Annotated in this window: 15 protein-coding genes and 2 tRNA genes; 1 reads left to right on the forward strand and 16 read right to left on the reverse strand. The window is 57.1% G+C overall.

Annotation, left to right across the window (positions count from 1 at the left end; all coding sequences use genetic code 11):
* Positions 1 to 27 precede the first annotated feature (27 nt).
* The 9 genes from rimP to rlmE all read right to left on the reverse strand — a co-directional run bounded on the left by rimP (position 28) and on the right by rlmE (position 7,191).
* Positions 28 to 483 (reverse strand): ribosome maturation factor RimP, encoded by a 456-nt coding sequence (rimP, locus tag C4S72_RS19575; protein WP_104004877.1) that lies wholly within the window; start codon positions 481 to 483, stop codon positions 28 to 30.
* Positions 484 to 692: 209 nt separating this feature from the next.
* A tRNA-Met gene (locus C4S72_RS19580) sits at positions 693 to 769 on the reverse strand.
* Positions 770 to 817: 48 nt separating this feature from the next.
* Positions 818 to 903 (reverse strand) — tRNA-Leu (locus C4S72_RS19585).
* 16 nt (positions 904 to 919) lie between these two features.
* Entirely contained in the window at positions 920 to 1,294 is a 375-nt protein-coding gene (gene secG / locus C4S72_RS19590; protein WP_104004878.1) for a preprotein translocase subunit SecG, read from the reverse strand.
* Between the two features lie 13 nt (positions 1,295 to 1,307).
* Positions 1,308 to 2,072, reverse strand: coding sequence for a triose-phosphate isomerase (tpiA, locus tag C4S72_RS19595; protein WP_104004879.1), 765 nt, complete (start codon positions 2,070 to 2,072; stop codon positions 1,308 to 1,310).
* A 45-nt stretch (positions 2,073 to 2,117) separates the two neighbouring features.
* Positions 2,118 to 3,467, reverse strand: a complete 1,350-nt coding sequence (gene glmM, locus C4S72_RS19600; RefSeq protein WP_104004880.1) for a phosphoglucosamine mutase — start codon at positions 3,465 to 3,467, stop codon at positions 2,118 to 2,120.
* Complete coding sequence (folP, locus tag C4S72_RS19605; RefSeq protein ID WP_235009232.1) at positions 3,464 to 4,330, reverse strand: dihydropteroate synthase; 867 nt, start codon at positions 4,328 to 4,330, stop codon at positions 3,464 to 3,466. The genes glmM and folP overlap by 4 nt, the downstream gene beginning before the upstream one ends.
* Before the next feature lie 103 nt (positions 4,331 to 4,433).
* Positions 4,434 to 6,443 carry an ATP-dependent zinc metalloprotease FtsH gene (ftsH, locus tag C4S72_RS19610; RefSeq protein ID WP_104004881.1) on the reverse strand — a complete coding sequence of 670 codons (2,010 nt, stop codon included), beginning with the start codon at positions 6,441 to 6,443 and terminating at the stop codon, positions 4,434 to 4,436.
* A 121-nt stretch (positions 6,444 to 6,564) separates the two neighbouring features.
* On the reverse strand, positions 6,565 to 7,191 hold the full coding sequence (gene rlmE, locus C4S72_RS19615) for a 23S rRNA (uridine(2552)-2'-O)-methyltransferase RlmE (RefSeq protein ID WP_104004882.1): 627 nt from the start codon (positions 7,189 to 7,191) through the stop codon (positions 6,565 to 6,567).
* A gap of 110 nt (positions 7,192 to 7,301) precedes the next feature.
* Between rlmE and C4S72_RS19620 the strand changes: the two genes are divergently transcribed.
* On the forward strand, positions 7,302 to 7,610 hold the full coding sequence (locus C4S72_RS19620; protein ID WP_104004883.1) for a YhbY family RNA-binding protein: 309 nt from the start codon (positions 7,302 to 7,304) through the stop codon (positions 7,608 to 7,610).
* A gap of 114 nt (positions 7,611 to 7,724) precedes the next feature.
* On the opposite strand, the gene greA is transcribed toward C4S72_RS19620, so the two are convergent.
* From greA to C4S72_RS19655, 7 genes are all read right to left on the reverse strand, one after another.
* Positions 7,725 to 8,201 (reverse strand): transcription elongation factor GreA, encoded by a 477-nt coding sequence (greA, locus tag C4S72_RS19625; RefSeq protein WP_104004884.1) that lies wholly within the window; start codon positions 8,199 to 8,201, stop codon positions 7,725 to 7,727.
* Positions 8,198 to 11,422 carry a carbamoyl-phosphate synthase large subunit gene (gene carB, locus C4S72_RS19630; RefSeq protein ID WP_104004885.1) on the reverse strand — a complete coding sequence of 1,075 codons (3,225 nt, stop codon included), beginning with the start codon at positions 11,420 to 11,422 and terminating at the stop codon, positions 8,198 to 8,200. The genes greA and carB overlap by 4 nt, the downstream gene beginning before the upstream one ends.
* 54 nt (positions 11,423 to 11,476) lie before the next feature.
* On the reverse strand, positions 11,477 to 12,610 hold the full coding sequence (gene carA, locus C4S72_RS19635) for a glutamine-hydrolyzing carbamoyl-phosphate synthase small subunit (RefSeq protein ID WP_104004886.1): 1,134 nt from the start codon (positions 12,608 to 12,610) through the stop codon (positions 11,477 to 11,479).
* Positions 12,611 to 13,286: 676 nt separating this feature from the next.
* On the reverse strand, positions 13,287 to 13,859 hold the full coding sequence (locus C4S72_RS19640; protein WP_235009204.1) for a YcbK family protein: 573 nt from the start codon (positions 13,857 to 13,859) through the stop codon (positions 13,287 to 13,289).
* Between the two features lie 105 nt (positions 13,860 to 13,964).
* A complete protein-coding gene (locus C4S72_RS19645; protein ID WP_160115553.1) occupies positions 13,965 to 15,590 on the reverse strand; it encodes a L,D-transpeptidase family protein in 1,626 nt (541 codons plus the stop codon).
* 77 nt (positions 15,591 to 15,667) lie between these two features.
* A complete protein-coding gene (parE, locus tag C4S72_RS19650; protein WP_104004889.1) occupies positions 15,668 to 17,563 on the reverse strand; it encodes a DNA topoisomerase IV subunit B in 1,896 nt (631 codons plus the stop codon).
* 17 nt (positions 17,564 to 17,580) lie between these two features.
* Complete coding sequence (locus C4S72_RS19655; protein WP_104004890.1) at positions 17,581 to 18,219, reverse strand: YqiA/YcfP family alpha/beta fold hydrolase; 639 nt, start codon at positions 18,217 to 18,219, stop codon at positions 17,581 to 17,583.
* Between the last annotated feature and the right edge of the window lie 26 nt (positions 18,220 to 18,245).

The following is an 18,245-nucleotide window of genomic DNA, read 5'->3' on the forward strand; positions in this document are numbered from 1 at the left end:
GCCTCGCCCAAATACCTCAATCCGCTGTTAGACCTGGGGCACCACGTTGGCCCGGTCGATGTAATCGATAGGCAACAGGTACTCTTCGTTATCGACGATCAACAGCACCTCGTCGCCTTCAACCCCGTTAAGTAATCCACTGAACTTGCGGCGCCCTTCGAAGGGGACTCGCAGTTTGATCTGCACTTTATGGCCGCGATAGGCCTCAAAGTGTTTCAAAGTGTATAGAGGGCGGTCCATCCCTGGAGAGGAGACCTCGAGCGTATAGTGCTCGGTGATGGGATCCTCCACATCAAGAATACCGCTGACCTGATGACTAACGCGGGCGCAGTCATCGACGCTGACCCCTTCAGGGCCATCAATATAGATACGTAGCAGGCTGTTCTGGCCCGCTGAGTGGAACTCTACGCCCCACAGTTCAAGATCCAGCGCGGCAACCGCCGGCTCAATCAACTCTTGCAGATGCTTCAGCTTCGCTGACACTGATAACCCCACCTTGACGTACGCCCAAAACAAAAAATGGGTCACAAAAGGACCCATTTCTGACGAGGCACCAACGCCTTGAATTAGCTACGAAAAAGCCCCTTAAAAGGGGCCCATCGAGACTTCCGCTGGTGGCAAAGGCCTGTAAATAAGGAACCTTTACACCATGAAATCAAGAGTGCGACCAAAGGTCAGATCACTCTTAAACGTGGTAGCGGGGGCTGGATTTGAACCAACGACCTTCGGGTTATGAGCCCGACGAGCTACCAGACTGCTCCACCCCGCATCAGAAACAGGTTGCACATTATACAGACAACCTGACTTTTTTACAACTTGGTGCCCAAGGCCGGACTCGAACCGGCACGTCCGTAGGACACTACCCCCTCAAGATAGCGTGTCTACCAATTCCACCACTTGGGCTAAACTTTGAAACCTCTTACTGCTGACCCGCCGTCGGGACGTCGGACTCAGCCGGTGCAGAGCTTTCTCCCAGAGCCGGAAGCTCTGGCTCGCTCGGCGTTTCGGCTGCAGATTCAATCACTTCTGCAGAAGGAATGCCAGCATCATTTACACTATTTGCTTTATCTTTGGCGAATACCGCCAGAGCAAAGCTGGTAACAAACAGAGCAGCAGCGAGGACCGCGGTCACACGACCGAGGAAACTGCTTGTACCTTGACTACCAAAGACGGTCTGCGAGGCACCACCACCAAAGGATGCACCTGCTTCAGCGCCTTTACCCTGCTGCAGCAGAACCAGCGCAATAATCGCGGCCGCCAGCAACACATGCACTATCAGAACCAGTGATTCCATCGTCTCAACCGTCTTAGCGAGCGCCTGCCGCCTGGCAGATCGCTACGAAATCGTTAGCTTTAAGCGAAGCACCACCGATCAGACCGCCATCGATATCCGCCTGAGCAAAAAGCTCAGCCGCATTCGCCGGATTGCAGCTTCCGCCGTACAAAATTCGAGCTTTTGCTGCGACTTCTGCATCGACCTGCTGCAACTGCCCTCTGAGGTACGCATGAACTTCCTGCGCTTGCTCCGGGGTTGCGGTTCGACCGGTACCGATTGCCCAGACCGGCTCGTATGCAAAAACCAGCCGAGCGATCTGTTCCACGGTAAGATCTTCTGTCGCCAAGCGAAGCTGTTCTGCCACAACGTTCAGGGCCTCGCCACTGTCACGCTGTTCCAGGGATTCGCCAAGGCAAAGCACCGGGGTCAGATCAGCCGCCAACGCAGCCTTCACTTTTGCCGCCACTCGCGCATCGGAATCACCGAACATTGAGCGACGCTCGGAATGACCAACCAACACGGCATTACAGCCAGCGTCACTGAGCATCCCTGCCGATAGTTCACCCGTAAAGGCACCATCAGCAAATTCGCAAAGGTTCTGAGCACCGACTCCGATCTCTTTACCCGCCAAGCCTTTCACCTGTGAGATATAGAGCGATGGAGGAAAAACCATCACATCGACAGAATCGGAATCAACCTGAGCATCTAGCCCTGCCAGAACTTGGGCAACCAGCTCGCCATTTACTTTGGCGCGCCCGTTCATCTTCCAGTTTCCAGCTACCAGCGCTTTGCGCATCGGGACCCCCTTACGAAAGAGGCGCAAATCTTAACTGAGGCTCTATCAACTTACAAGCGCCGACAGAATATTTTCTACCTTTTCAGCAAGTTCGCGACATATTTGATTTACGAGGGCCTCATCTTCACCCTCAACCATGACCCTCACCACAGGCTCAGTACCCGAGGGACGTAACAACACTCGACCGCGGTCACCAAGACGTTCCTCGGCCGCTGCGACTGCCTGTTCCAGGCTGCCGTTATTGGCGAGCGAAACCCGACCAGCCAGACGTACATTGATCATCACCTGAGGCATCTTAATCATGCCCTGCTTGAGCTCATGCAGAGAGCAGCCGCTGTCCGACATCGCCTTGAGGACCTGCACTGCAGAAACGATACCATCGCCAGTTGAGGTCAGATGACGGCAGACGACGTGACCGGAGCTTTCGCCACCCAACAGCCAGCCGTTACGAGCCAGCTCTTCCATGACATAACGGTCTCCGACTGCAGCACGCACGAAGGGCACATCGAGTCGTTTAAAGGCCTGCTCAAGACCGAAGTTGGACATCAGTGTGCCCACCACACCGCCTTCCAACTGTTCCTGATCAAGCATCGCCTTGGCGATAATGAACAGCACCTCGTCGCCATCGACGATCTCACCCTTATGATCCACCAGAATAACCCGATCACCGTCGCCATCCAGCGCGATCCCCAGGTCGGCCTTCTCTTCCAGCACTATCTTGCGCAGGCCTTCGGGCGCAGTTGCTCCACAACCCTCATTGATATTCAGGCCATTAGGCGAGGACGCTATTTTTACGACCTCCGCACCCAGTTCCGAGAATACATTCGGCGCCACGTGATAGGTTGCGCCATTGGCGCAATCCAGCACGATTTTCATGCCACGCAAGGTCAGATTGCCACCGCCGGTGGATTTACAGAATTCGATGTAGCGGCCGGCGGCGTCATTGATACGACGCGCCTTACCTAGTTTGTCGGAGGTCGCCGTGGACATCTGCAGATCCATCTGCGCCTCGATCGCCTGCTCCACCTCATCCGGCAACTTGGTGCCCTGGGCGGAGAAGAACTTGATGCCGTTATCATCGAACGGGTTATGCGAGGCACTGATCACTATGCCGGCGCTGGCCTGAAACGCCCGCGTCAGATAAGCGACCGCAGGGGTCGGCATAGGGCCGGTGAGCAGCACATCCACACCCGCCGCTGACAATCCTGCCTCAAGCGCGGACTCAAACATGTAGCCAGAGATGCGGGTATCCTTACCGATCACGATACTGCTGCGCCCGCTGCGGGCGAAGACACAACCGGCAGCCCACCCCAGCTTGATCATGAAATCCGGCGTAATCGGAAACTGACCTACGGTGCCACGGATTCCGTCGGTACCAAAATAACGTCTGCTCATACCCTCTCCTGTTCCGGCCCATAGAGCACGGCTTCAGTCATACGTACCACGTCCGCCGTAGCGGCCACATCATGGACGCGAATAATACGACCACCCCGTTCTATCGCCAAGGCCACGGTTGCCAGGCTACCCGCCAGACGGTCGCCCACTTCGCGACCCAGCGCCTGCCCCACCATAGTCTTGCGCGAGGTTCCCACCAGAATCGGCATTCCCAGGCTTTCAAGCTCACCCATCCGACGCAGGAGCGTCAGGTTGTGTTCCAGGGTTTTACCGAAGCCAAAACCGGGATCCAGCACGATACGCTCTCGGCCAATGCCCGCCGCCACACACTGCTCCGCCCGCTGCGACAGGAAGTCATAAACCTCAGCCAGGACATCGTCATAATGCGGCGCAAGCTGCATGGTCGCGGGCGTTGCGCCCTGCATATGCATAATGCAGACAGGAAGCCCGGTTGAGGCCGCCGCCTCCATCGCGCCCTCTCGCGCCAGGGAACGCACATCATTTATAAGCCCGGCTCCGGCCCTGGCGGACTCGATCATCACTTCCGGAGCACTGGTATCCACTGAGATCACCGTATCGAGTTCGGCCTTGATCCGCTCCACCACCGGGATCACGCGATCCAGCTCCTCCTGAACACTGACCGGGGATGCACCCGGACGGGTGGACTCACCACCCACATCGATCATCGAAGCGCCATCCGCCACCATGTTCGCTGCATGCACCAGCGCCTTATCCACCGACAGGCGCGAGGCCTGATAGAGATTACCACCATCTGAAAAGGAGTCCGGGGTCACATTCAATATCCCCATCACCTGCACCCGCTTCAGATCCAGGACACGGTCGGCGCATTGCAGCTCAGTTATCACTTGCAGCTCCCAAAAATCGATCTTTTACAAAAAAAGAAGCCAGCGTTAGCTGGCTTCGACAGTTTACCAAAATGTGCGGGTTAACCGGCGTAATGACCGATCAATTGGCCTTGGGCTCATCGCCGCTGGAGTCAGAATCATCTCCACGACGCTCGGAACGCTCACTGCCTTCCTCATCGACATCCGGCACATCCTGATCGCGCTCGTCCTGCTCGGGCTTCACATCACGCTGAGCAGCCTTGGCTTCTTCGATATCACGCTCTGCACGATCGGCACGTTCCTGCGCTTCAACCCAACCTTCCGGCGGAGATACCGGCTTGCGAGCCATCAGCTCATCCAGCTGTTCGGAACCGATGGTTTCGTACTTCATCAGCGCTGCGGCCATAGCGTCGAGGATATCTCGGTTCTCTTCAAGAATCTGCTGAGCCTTCTTGTAGCAGCTGTCGATGATATCGCGGACCTTGGCATCGATCGCCTTCTGGGTCTCTTCCGACATCGCCTTGGCTGCCTGGCCCATGCCACGACCAAACGGATCGTCATCTTCGTCGCCGTACAGCAGCGGACCCAACTCATCGGTCAGACCCCACTTCGTAACCATATTGCGCGCAAGCATAGTCGCTTTCTGAATATCGTTGGAGGCGCCGGTGGTGACACCTTCCTTACCCAGCGTCATCTCTTCAGCCAAGCGGCCGCCGTAAAGCGAGCAGATCTGCGAGGTGATCGATCTCAGGCTGTGGCTGTAGCGGTCTTCCGCCGGCAGGAACATGGTCACACCGAGAGCACGGCCGCGAGGAATAATAGACACCTTGTACACCGGATCATGCTCCGGCATGACACGACCGATAATGGCGTGACCGGCCTCATGGTAGGCGGTATTCAGACGCTCCTTGTAGGACATGACCATCGATTTGCGCTCGGCGCCCATCATGATCTTGTCCTTGGCTTTCTCGAACTGATCCATGCTTACGGTGCGACGGTTTTCACGCGCAGCAAACAGCGCCGCCTCGTTCACCAGGTTGGACAGGTCCGCACCGGAGAAGCCCGGCGTACCACGCGCAATCAGCTCCGGCTTGACGTCGTCGCCCAGAGGCACTCGACGCATATGCACTTTCAGGATCTGTTCGCGACCACGAATATCCGGCAGACCTACATGGACCTGACGGTCAAAACGACCCGGGCGCAGCAGCGCCTGGTCAAGCACATCAGGACGGTTGGTGGCGGCGATAACGATGATACCTTCGGTACCTTCAAAGCCGTCCATCTCTACCAGCAGCTGGTTGAGGGTCTGTTCGCGCTCGTCATTACCGCCGCCCATACCGGCGCCACGATGACGACCAACCGCATCGATCTCATCGATAAAGATGATGCAGGGCGCATGCTTCTTGGCCTGATCGAACATGTCACGGACACGGGACGCACCCACACCGACAAACATCTCAACGAAGTCAGAACCGGAAATACTGAAGAAAGGCACCTTGGCTTCACCGGCGATCGCTTTCGCCAGCAGCGTTTTACCGGTACCCGGAGAGCCGGCCATCAACACACCGCGAGGAATGTGACCGCCGAGACGCTGGAATTTACCGGGATCACGCAGGTAATCAACCAGCTCAGCCACTTCCTCTTTGGCTTCTTCAACACCGGCGACATCGTCAAAGGTGGTTTTGACCTGGTCTTCGCCCATCATTCGCGCCTTGGACTTGCCGAACGACATGGGGCCGCCTTTGCCGCCACCGCCGCCCTGCATCTGGCGCATGAAGAACATGAAGATCGCAATAATGATCAGGATCGGGAAGGAAGCTACCAGCAGCTGGGTCCAGATACTCTGACGCTCCGGCTGTTTACCCTCGATCACCACATTGTGCTCGAGCAGGTCATCGATCAGCTTGGGGTCCTGCACAGAGGGACGCACGGTTTCAAAGCGCTCACCATTACTGCGCTGACCGACAATGGTGTAGCCATCGATGGTCACCTTGGTGACGCGATCCGCCTGAACCTCCTTCACGAAATCGGAGTAATTCACGCGGCGTGAATCGGTCTCGGTGCTAAAGTTGTTGAACACCGTCAACAGCACTGCGGCGATTACCAGCCAGAGCACCAGATTTTTTGCCATATCGTTCAATGAGCTACCCTCGGTTCTCTCTAAACTCGCTGTGGCTGCCTCAGGGGTATCCGGACAGCCATTTTTCGGCCCGGGTCCAGCTGACCATGCCAGCCCCCGGTCGGTCAATATTCTAATCTACGCGCAAGAAACCTTTTCCGAGCAGGTAGACCTCTCTGGATCTCGCCCTGGAGGCGTCTGGCTTGCGTGTTACCACCGATCCGAAGCTGGACCGCATATCCTGCAGGTACGTGTCGAAACCCTCACCCTGGAACACTTTCACCAGGAAATTACCACCGGGCTTCAACACCTGACGTGCCAGATCCAGCGCCAGCTCAACCAGATACATGGCTGCCGGCTGATCGATAGACGCATTACCACTCATATTGGGGGCCATATCAGAGATTACAAGGTCGGCCAGCTCACCACCGAGCGCCTGGAGGATTTTTTCCAGCACAGCCTCTTCGGTAAAGTCGCCCTGTATGAACTCGACACCGGCCAGCGGATCCATCGACAGGATGTCCGAGGCGACCACACGACCGCGCTCACCCACCAGCTCCGCCGCCACCTGAGACCAGCCGCCCGGCGCTGCGCCCAGATCCACCACGGTAGAACCCGGCTTCAACAGCTTATCCTTGGCGTCTATCTCCTGCAGCTTATAACTGGCACGGGAGCGCAGGCCCGCTTCCTTCGAGCGTTTGACGTACTGGTCATCAAAATGTTCCTTGAGCCAGCGCCCGCTACTTTTAGATTTTGCCACGTGAAACTCATCTCCGGCACCGCGTTGCTACTCTATTCTGAACAACTCGGTTAAAATTGTACTTCAACCCGCCTGGGAAACCCCTTTTCAACGAGGCACCATATTCTAGTATGAGCTTGACCCCCGAGCAAAAGAAGCAGTTCCGTACCCTGGGACACAAACTGAATCCGATCGTCACCGTTGCCGGCAACGGCCTGACAGAAAACATCCAGCTGGAAGTCGATCGTGCGCTTGAGGATCATGAGCTGATCAAGGTGAAGCTCGTCGTCGGCGACCGCGACGTCAAAAAAGAGATGATTCGCGAGCTCTGCGCCATTGTCGAATGCGACCTGGTACAGGAGATCGGCAATATCGCTCTGATCTATCGCGCTGCCGACAAGCCCAACCCGAAGCTCTCAAATCTGCATCGCGTACTCTAATTCGCGCGCCCTAATCGCAGCCTGACTTTATTAGCTGCCGCAAAATCTGGCTTCAGCATAAAAAAGCCGCTCTCGGTTACCCGGAGCGGCTTTTTTTTTCGTTCGCTAACTGAATCAGAGATGCAGCACTTCAGCAATTTCGTACTCGGTGGCACCCGCCGGCGTTTCCACGCAGGCGATATCACCCTCTTCCTTGCCGATCATCGCGCGGGCGATCGGTGAGTTCACCGAGATTTTGCCCGCCTTGATATCCGCCTCATCGTCACCGACGATCTGGTAGCGCACAGTCGCTTCAGTATCCAGGTTGATCAGCTCAACGGTGGTACCAAAAATCACCTTGCCGGTGTGATCGATGCTCGTCACATCGATCACGAGAGCCTGGGACAGCTTGTGCTCCAGATCGGCAATACGGCCTTCGATAAAACCCTGCTGCTCACGCGCAGCATGGTATTCGGCGTTCTCCTTGAGATCACCGTGTTCGCGCGCCTCAGCGATCGCACCGATCACCTTGGGACGCTCCACTGACTTGAGATGTGACAACTCTTCACGAAGGCGCTTTTCGCCTTCGACCGTCATGGGTACTCGTTTCATCCTGCAACTCCTGAATGCAGATCCTGCAGACGACGCACGGTTTTCTCTTCACCGTACTTCAGTGCTTCCGCAGTGGCCGCAGCGCCCGCCAGCGTGGTGGTGTAAGGCACCTTGTGCTGCAGCGCAGAACGACGGATCTCAGCAGAATCTGCAATTGCCTTGCGCCCTTCCGTCGTGTTGATGACGTAGGCGATCTCTCCATTTTTCAGCATGTCGACGATATTCGGTCGACCTTCAGCCACCTTGTTGATCCGCTCTACGGCAATACCGTTGTCGCTCAGCAGAGAGGCAGTGCCAGCAGTTGCAACAAGTTTGTATCCCAGTTCTACCAGATCCTGAGCTACGGCGACAACGCCCGCCTTATCCACATCACGCACGGAGATAAAGGCAGTACCCTTGCGCGGCAGACGCTCACCAGCTCCAAGCTGAGCCTTCATGAACGCTTCGCCGAAGGTATCACCTGTACCCATGACTTCGCCGGTGGACTTCATCTCAGGGCCGAGAATCGGGTCAACACCCTGGAACTTGTTGAACGGGAATACCGCTTCCTTGACGTTGAAGAACTTCGGTACGATCTCTTCGGTAAAGCCGAGCTCTTCCAGTGTCTTGCCGGTCATCACCCGCGCAGCCACAGCTGCCAGGGAAACACCGATACACTTGGAAACAAACGGCACCGTACGGGATGCACGCGGGTTCACCTCGATCACATAGATTTCGCCGTCCTGGTAGGCCAGCTGCACGTTCATCAGACCGACAACACCCAGTTCCAGCGCCATCTTGCGCACCATCTCGCGCATATCGTCCTGAACGTCCGCCGCCAGGTTGTACGGCGGCAGTGAGCAGGCAGAGTCACCGGAGTGTACACCGGCCTGTTCGATGTGCTGCATGATCGCGCCGATCACCACGGTCTTGCCGTCGCTGACTGCGTCGATATCGACTTCGATCGCTGCATTCAGGAAGTGATCAAGCAGCACCGGTGCGTCGTTGGAAACCTGAACCGCGTTGTTCATGTAGCGACGCAGCTCGTCTTCCTTGTAGACGATCTCCATGGCACGGCCACCAAGAACGTAGGACGGACGCACAACCAGCGGGTAACCGATGTTCTTGGCCTGAATGATCGCTTCTTCCAGGGAACGCACGGTGGCGTTTTCCGGCTGTTTCAGCCCCAGACGCTTGAGCATCTGCAGGAACTGTTCACGGTCTTCCGCACGGTCGATCGCTTCCGGGCTGGTACCGATGATCGGCACGCCAGCCTCTTCCAGTGCGACCGCCAGTTTCAGCGGAGTCTGACCGCCGTACTGCACGATAACGCCCTTGGGCTTCTCGACGTTAACGATCTCGAGCACATCTTCCAGGGTGATCGGCTCGAAGTAGAGGCGATCGGAGGTGTCGTAATCGGTGGAAACCGTTTCCGGGTTACAGTTGACCATGATGGTCTCGTAACCGTCTTCACGGGCTGCCAGCGCTGCGTGTACGCAGCAGTAGTCAAATTCGATACCCTGACCGATACGGTTCGGGCCACCGCCGATGACCATGATCTTTTCACGATCGCTCGGCGCCGCTTCGCACTCCTCTTCATAGCTCGAGTACATGTAAGCGGTATCGGTAGCGAACTCGGCAGAGCAGGTATCAACACGTTTGAACACCGGACGTACGGCCAGCTTCTGACGCTGCTTGCGGAACTGTTTCTCAGACACGCCCAGCAGCTTCGCCAGACGTGCATCGGAGAAGCCCTTGCGCTTGAGGCGGTAAACCTGGTCTTTATCCAACTCGCTCAGCGCCATTTCGGAAACGCGCTGTTCGTCCTTGATCAGATCTTCGATCTGCACCAGGAACCAGGGATCCACACCGCTGTACTGATAGATCTCATCAACACTCATTCCCAGACGGAAAGCATCACCGATATACCAGATACGCTGGGCGCCAGGCTGAGACAGCTCGGCGATCACTTCGTCGCGAGCTTCATCTTCGTGGCTCAGATCAACAATCGGATCAAAGCCATCTGAACCCACTTCCAGGCCCCGCAGCGCTTTCTGCAGGGATTCCTGCTGGGTACGACCGATCGCCATCACCTCACCAACAGACTTCATCTGAGTCGTCAGACGATCATTGGCCTGAGGAAATTTCTCGAAGGTGAAACGCGGAATCTTGGTAACTACGTAGTCGATAGCCGGCTCGAATGATGCCGGAGTGCGACCGCCAGTAATGTCGTTCTGCAGTTCATCCAGGGTGTAACCCACCGCCAGCTTGGCCGCGATCTTGGCGATCGGGAAGCCGGTAGCCTTGGAAGCCAGCGCGGAGGAGCGAGATACACGCGGGTTCATCTCGATAACCACGACACGGCCGGTCTTCGGATCGACACCAAACTGTACGTTGGAGCCGCCGGTCTCTACACCGATCTCACGCAGCACCGCGATCGATGCATTACGCATGATCTGGTACTCCTTATCGGTCAGAGTCTGGGCCGGCGCCACGGTGATGGAGTCACCGGTGTGCACACCCATGGCGTCAAAGTTTTCGATAGCACAGACGATGATGCAGTTGTCGTTCTTGTCGCGAACAACTTCCATCTCGTACTCTTTCCAGCCGATCAGGGATTCATCGATCAGCAGCTCGCTGGTCGGGGACAGGTCCAGACCACGTTCACAGATCTCGATGAACTCTTCACGGTTGTAGGCGATACCGCCACCGGAACCACCCATGGTGAAGGAGGGACGGATGATCGCCGGGAAGCCGATAGAATCGAGCACCTGCAGTGCTTCTTCCATGCTGTGAGCGATGGATGCACGCGGGCATTCCAGGCCGATGTTTTTCATCGCCTTATCGAAACGCTCACGGTCTTCCGCCTTGTCGATGGCATCCTGAGTCGCGCCGATCATCTCGACACCGAACTCGGCCAGCACGCCTTCGCGGTCCAGGTCCAGCGCACAGTTCAGTGCAGTCTGGCCACCCATGGTCGGCAGCAGCGCGTCCGGGCGCTCTTTTTCAATGATCTTGGCTACGGTCTTCCAGTTGATCGGCTCGATGTAAGTAGCATCAGCCATCACCGGGTCGGTCATGATGGTAGCCGGGTTGGAGTTTACCAGGATGACCCGGTAACCCTCTTCACGCAGCGCTTTACACGCCTGCGCTCCGGAATAGTCGAACTCGCACGCCTGGCCGATGACAATGGGGCCTGCGCCGAGGATGAGAATACTTTTAATGTCCGTACGTTTTGGCATCTGTAGTAACCGGTCGTCGCTGTTTTCAGTTCAGGGCTTGTAGAGCGTCTTGCCTCAGGCGCGAGCACGCATCAGTTCGATAAAGCGATCGAACAGCGGCGCCACATCGTGAGGACCCGGGCTGGCTTCAGGGTGACCCTGGAAGCTGAAAGCCGGGCAATCGGTACGCTCGATCCCCTGCAGGGAACCATCGAACAGGGATTTGTGGGTCGCACGCAGCGTATCCGGCAGTGTTGCCTCATCGACAGCAAAGCCGTGGTTCTGGCTGGTGATCATCACATGAGTGCTATCCAGATCCTGCACCGGGTGGTTCGCACCGTGATGACCGAACTTCATCTTCACGGTCTTGGCACCGGATGCCAGCGCCAGCAGCTGGTGACCCAGGCAGATACCGAATACTGGCAGCTTGGTCGCCAGGATCTCCTGGATAGCCTGGATAGCGTAGTCACAGGGTTCTGGATCGCCAGGACCGTTGGACAGGAACACACCATCCGGATTCAGCGCCAGCACGTCAGCGGCGGGAGTCTGTGCCGGTACCACGGTGAGGCGGCAACCGCGCTCAACCAGCATGCGCAGGATATTGCTCTTCACACCGAAGTCGTAAGCGACCACGTGGAAATCCTGATCAGCGGCAGCGATCTCTGCGTGACCTTCGCCCAGTTTCCAGGTGCTGGAGTTCCACTCAAAGGATTCTTTGGCGCTGACTTCGCGAGCCAGATCCATACCCTGCAGACCCGGGAAGGCGCGGGCAGACGCGAGCGCTTTCTCTTCATCGATGGCATCGCCTGCCATGATGCAGCCGTTCTGCGCACCTTTTTCACGCAGAATACGGGTCAGGCGACGGGTATCAATATCGGCGATGCCGAGAATGTTGTTGTCGCGCAGGTATTCATCCAGCGCTTTTTCGCTACGGAAGTTGCTTGCCAGCAGCGGCAGGTCACGAATGACGAGTCCGGCAACCCAGAGGTCACGGGATTCTTCGTCCTCGGCATTGACGCCGACGTTACCGATATGCGGATAGGTGAGCGTGACGATCTGGCGGCAGTAGGAAGGATCTGTCAGGATCTCCTGGTAGCCGGTCATCGAGGTATTGAATACCACCTCACCACTGGACTCTCCATCGGCGCCAATCGCTACCCCCCGGAATACGCTGCCATCTTCAAGGGCCAGAATGGCTGGTCGCGTCAATTGAACCTCCCCGCGCGTGCGCTAAAAATTTTATGATCTGAAAGAGAGTGCCGCCTCAGGCTCGAAGCCCAAAAGCCTCTAAACACCGCCTAATACGTGCAAAAAAGCGAGGTCGAGCCTTCGGCTCACCTCGCTTCTACAAAAATTCTGCTGATTCGCCACAGACCTGTGGCTAAAACCGGCAATATTTTAGTGTATGTCGCTATTCCTGTCCACGAAACCTGGCACGAATCTGCTCAAACCCGACATCACCAAGTGTCTTGATTTGGACTCAATCACACTTTTATGACACTTCCGTCATAGAGTGGCCGACCAGGCAGATGTCACACTCTCGACCAGGAGCCCCAGGCGATGAAATTTCCAGCCTCGCGCGCAGAGCGAGCTTAACGCCGGGCTTACGCAACCCCTTCACGACCGTGATTACTGAACCGAGACTCAGCAGAAGGTGCGGAGGGTTAACCGGATAGCGACGAATACTACTCTGCTGTGCGAACTGGGAGGCACCTGAGCAACCTGCAGTAATAGGAAAAAGGCAGAGCCTGGATTGGTCGCCCGCTTTCGCCAGGCCAGATAAAGAGATAAAGAGATAAAGAGATAAAGAGAGGTTATGGACAGGTCTGCTCCATCAGAGACCATCGGCCTGTGCATAACCTTTCTGGCGACCTGGAGGGGCCAATCAGCTGCCCCAGTAGCGCACCTTACCTGTATCCACATGGATGAAGTTGGACTCGGTGTAGAGGCCGACGCCACCTACCTTCAGATCCACCGCCATCTTGTGCAACTGATGCAGCTCCATGCCGGGGAGACGGATATCCATCGCCTTACCCTGCATATGCAGACTCTTCTTCGCCACACCATTACTGTTGGCACGCAGCATGTTGTTGGTCTTGGGAGAGCGGTAGCCGGAGATGATTTCAAACGGCCCCTTACGACCAGCCCGCAGCCTGAGCGCATTGAGCAGATCGATCAGCGCCGGATCCATGGGGTGCACATCGCCGGTGCGGAAATCGCGTAACACATGGTCGATTTCGGCCAGGCTTTCGCTGAGGTAATTCCCTTTTTCCCAGTAGGTCAGTTTCACCTTCTCGCCGGTATGCAGGTTATGCAGGGCGACCTGACGCTCTTTTTCATTGGGGATATTGGCAAAGGTTTTGGGGATATAAAGCCCTGCAGCGGTCGCTGCGAAGCCCTTCATAAAACCGCGGCGGGAGAGAGGTGCGGTCAACCTCGAACTACGTTTGAACGGCACTCGTGTATTACCTCAGGGTGTCGATTCTTGATTTAATCCTTTGGCTATAAATTCCTTCAATAGTTCAAATGCTAACCAATAAAGAAACAAATGTATATATTTTAATCACTTGTGCACAGCCACCTGGGTATCCGAAATCGGCGCGGCAGCATCCAGCCTAGCCTGAAGCTGAGCATCAAGACCGTAGATATCCGGACGGAACTGCGCCCCACCCTCGGGATCGACCCAGGCTGATAGATAAACAAGGTAAACAGGGACCGACTGAGGTAGTTTCCGGATCCGTTTCTCCCCTCCCGCCTGCGCTGCATCAAACCAGCTCTGCATCGACGGCGAGTCGGCGATCAGTCGCTGCGCAAGCTGTTCTATACCCTCCACTCGCACGCAGCCTGAACTGAACGGACGCAGGGGTTTGTCGAACAGGTATTTTGACGGTGTATCGTGGAGATAGATCGAGTAAGGGTTCTCCATACCAAGTTTCAGTTGCCCCAGGGCATTGCCTGCACCCGGTGCCTGAATCATGCGGATATTGCCAGGCGCCTGCCAGTCGATCTCCTCGGCGGCGACATAGCTCCAGCTGCCATCCCGGTATTGCTGTACCCGAACCTGGTTTTCCGCCAGCCAGTTGATATCGGCACGGACCTTCGGCAACAGATCCTCACGCATAATCCGTCGCGGCACGGTCCAGTCGGGATTCACGGTGAGATAGCTAAGATCAGACTGAAAAGAGGGTGTCGGCCTTCTTGGGCGTCCGGTGATGGTTTTGGCATAGAGACTGACCTGGTCATTCTCCACCAGTTCGAGGAAGTAACCCGCGGGGCTGACCAGGATATAACGCTGACCCAGCTCTCTTGGCATCCAGCGCCAGCGCTCCAGGTTAACCTCGATCTGCGCCAAGCGCTGATCCAGGCTGCGATTCAGCTCTGCCAGGGTTTTCGGCCCAACCACGCTATCTTCAGCCAGCCCATGACGCGCCTGAAAACGTTTCAGAGACTCTGCCAGAGGCTGGTCGTAAAGATCGGGGGCGGTTTCCATAGCCAGCGGATCCGGCTGGGCATCACCCAGTTGAACGAGCCGCTCTCGCAACGCAGGCACCAGCACAGACTGGTCACCGGGCTCCAGCAGATCATCCAGTTGCAGCGGCTGTACTGAACCCTTTTTCAACAAAGCGCGATAGCGTCCGTACAGATCTACCAGTGCGAGATACTGGGGCGACCTGGGCGCCAGCACTTCCGCCCTTTCGCTGGGAGCGCGCTGCTGGAGCGCCAGCCAGGCCTGTTCCACCGGGTCGATATCGGGGCGCGGAAGATACCAGAGCCGATCAATGGCAGCCTCATCCCGCCCCCGACCTAGGTCGTTCATCAGGCGTATCAAGGCATCCGACAGCAGCAGATCTCTTACCCCAGGATCAGGTTCACGACTGAGGCGCACATCATGATAACGGGAGGCGGGCAGTCCCTGGGCGTAGGCGATATCCACCGCATTCAGCAGCGAGTCGATCAGCTCGATATCGGGGTGTTGTTCGGCATCATGCCAGAGATAGGGTGACTGAGAGCGTGCATAGAGGGCGTACAGACGTGACCAGTCCGGCGCGATTTCACCGACAGTCTGGATAACCTGTCCCTGCGCCGCCGGCACAGGGGCGGCAACGGCATTCAGCGCGCTTAGTGCGGTCAGTACGCTCAACAGCGTCGTCAGCAATAAACAGCGCAAGGGAGATCGATCAACAGGCATGGGCACACCCCCGACAAGCGGTGATGAGCCGGCATCCTTCGCCGGCTCCATGCCTTAACTATAGACCCCGCGGGCGCTCAGATCACCTCTGCGAGGTTACCTTTGCTCTCCAACCATTGCTTGCGGTCAGAGGAACGCTTCTTGGCCAGCAGCATATCCATGACTTCAAAAGTATCGTCGCCATCGGTCAACGTTAGTTGAACCAAACGGCGAGTATCCGGCGCCATGGTGGTTTCACGCAGCTGCATCGGGTTCATTTCACCGAGACCCTTGAAGCGCTGTACATTGATCTTGGCATTACGACGTTCAGCCTTGATTCGCTCAACGATGCCCTGCTTCTCCTCTTCATCCAGCGCGTAGTAAACCTCCTTGCCGGCATCGATACGATAGAGCGGAGGCATCGCCACATAGACATGACCCGCCGCCACCAGCGGGCGGAAATGCTGCACGAACAGTGCGCAGAGCAGCGTGGCGATATGCAGACCATCGGAGTCCGCATCGGCGAGGATACAGACACGGTTGTAGCGCAAGCCGTCGAGCTTGTCGGAGCCCGGATCGACACCGATCGCCACGGAGATATCGTGAATCTCCTGAGAGGCGAGAATCTCGCCGGACTCCACTTCCCAGGTGTTAAGAATCTTACCGCGCAACGGCATGATCGCCTGGAATTCACGGGAACGTGCCTGCTTGGCCGAACCACCGGCGGAGTCACCCTCCACCAGGAACAGCTCGGACTGGGTCATATCGCCACCAGAGCAGTCCGCCAACTTACCGGGCAGCGCTGGCCCCTGGGTTACCTTCTTGCGCACCACCTTCTTGTTGGAGCGCATGCGACGCTGGGCGTTGGCGATCACCAGCTCTGCGATCTTCTCGCCCTCCTCCACATGGCGGTTCAGCCAGAGGGAGAAGGCATCCTTCACAGTGCCGGAGATAAACGCAGCGATCTGGCGCGAGGAGAGGCGCTCCTTGGTTTGCCCAGCAAACTGTGGATCACGCATCTTCGCAGAGAGGATATAGCAGCAGCGCTCCCAGACATCCTCGGGGCTCAGCTTGACGCCACGCGGCAGCAGGTTGCGGATCTCACAGAACTCACGCATCGCATCAAGCAGGCCGGAACGCAGACCGTTGACGTGGGTACCGCCCTGGGCGGTGGGGATCAGGTTCACATAGCTTTCGGCGGTCACTTCACCACCCTCGGAGAGCCACTGCACCGCCCACTCCACGGCATCTTCGGTGCCCTGCAGGTGACCGGTAAACGGCTCGGCCGGCAAGGTTTCATAAACCTGGGTATTGCCCTTGAGGTAGGCCACCAGGCCATCCTCGTAATACCACTCCTCTTTTTCCTTCTTGGCGCCGCTAGCGTCAGTAAACACCACACGCAGTCCCGGGCAGAGAACCGCCTTGGCACGCAGGTTGTGCTTCAGCCGGGAAACACTGAACTTGGGGCTGTCAAAATACTTAGGATCGGGCAGGAAACGCAGCGTTGTGCCGGTGTTGCGCTTGCCGCAGGTATCCACGACCTCCAATTCGGAGACCTTTTCACCATCGGCGAAGCCGATCTTGTAGACCTGGCCATCGCGTTTGATCTCCAAGTTGAGCAGCTTGGACAGCGCGTTAACCACGGACACCCCCACACCGTGCAAACCGCCGGAGTAGGTGTAGTTGTCGTTGTTGAACTTACCGCCGGCGTGCAGGCGGGTCAGGATCAGCTCAACGCCGCTGACACCCTCTTCCGGGTGGATATCCACCGGCATACCGCGGCCATCATCACTGACCGACAGAGAGCCGTCATCATGCAGGGTGACATCGATGCGACGGGCATGGCCGGCCAGCGCCTCATCCACGGAGTTGTCGATCACCTCCTGCGCCAGGTGGTTGGGGCGATCGGTTTCGGTATACATACCCGGACGCCGTTTTACCGGGTCCAGCCCGCTCAGTACTTCAATCGCTTCAGCGTTATATTGCTTCGACATCCGTTTTTGTCCTGTAATCAATCTGCGCTTGCCGGCAGCGGCGTCGGCTCAGGAAGCTCGATGCGCCCTTCGGCAAAGGCGAAAATAGCGGGAATCAATTGCTCAAACCGGTCAAAACCGTGGCTGCCGCCGGGCTGCACGAACTGAGTCGAGCCCCGGTATTTATCCACAGCCTGGCGATAATCCAGGGTTTCATCCGCGGTCTGCACCAGCAGCAGGTAGCGCGACGGATCAACCGGTGCCGACGAATCCAGCGCCAGCAACTGGTGTAGATGCTCGTCGGTCAGCTCATACTGCTCGTTGGTGTAGATATTACTGGTGTCGCCGAGCCAGTCACGCAGCAGATCGTAGGGACGTACCGCGGGATTCACCAGCACCGCGCTCAACGCCTCGCCCCTCGCAGCGGCGGCTTCTACCAGGAAACTGCTGTAATAGCCGCCCAGGGAGCTGCCCACCAGCACAACCTGCTCACCGGCACACTGCTCAAGCTCGGTATTCAGTTGTTCCATGGCTTTCTCAGGCCAGTGCGACAGCGCCGGGCAACGAAAACGCTCCGCCTTGCCCTGTTGCTGCAGCGCCTGCTCAAAGAGCTGAGCCTTCCAGGAGGCCGGCGAGCTGTTGAAGCCGTGCACATAGATATATACCGGATCGGCCATCAGCAACACCTGTTCAGAATCAGTTG

This window comes from Marinobacterium lutimaris (genome assembly GCF_900108065.1).
GTDB classification, from domain to species: domain Bacteria; phylum Pseudomonadota; class Gammaproteobacteria; order Pseudomonadales; family Balneatricaceae; genus Marinobacterium_D; species Marinobacterium_D lutimaris.